Annotated in this window: 1 protein-coding gene; it reads left to right on the top strand. The window is 71.6% G+C overall.

The window, feature by feature from the left end:
* A partial coding sequence (locus tag B4M60_RS00635; RefSeq protein ID WP_291079430.1) for an aldehyde dehydrogenase family protein occupies nt 1-483 on the top strand: 483 nt, incomplete at its 5' end.
* Nucleotides 484-504 lie beyond the last annotated feature (21 nt).

Raw genomic sequence — 504 nt, 5'->3', positions numbered from 1 at the left:
CGGCCGCGCCCCGATCTGGGCCCGCTGTTCTACGAGCCCACCCTGCTCGCCGACGTCCCGGAGGACGCCACCTGCTTCGGCGAGGAGACGTTCGGCCCGGTCGTGTCGATCTACCCGGTCGAGTCGGTCGACGAGGCGATCGCCCGGGCCAACGACACCGAGTACGGGCTCAACTCATCGGTCTTCGCCGCCTCCGACGCCGAGGGGGAGGCGATCGCGGCACGGCTGCGGACGGGCACGGTCAACGTCGGCGAGGGCTACGTGGCCGGCTGGGGTTCGGTCGCCGGCCCGATGGGCGGGATGGGCGCCTCCGGAGTGGGCCGCAGGCATGGGGACGAGGGCCTGCTCAAGTACACCGAGGCCCAGACCGTGGCCACCCAGCGGGTGATGCACATGGGCGGGCCGTTGTTCCTGCCCCGCGGTCGCTGGCAGAAGTTGCTCGCCCCCGCGACGGACGCGATGCGCCTCCTGCCGGGACGCTGACCCTGTCTCTTATACACATCT

The organism is Dietzia sp. UBA5065 (assembly GCA_002415925.1).
GTDB lineage: Bacteria > Actinomycetota > Actinomycetes > Mycobacteriales > Mycobacteriaceae > Dietzia.
Note: the sequence above shows the minus strand (reverse complement) of the source record. Positions and strands in the feature narration are given on the sequence as shown.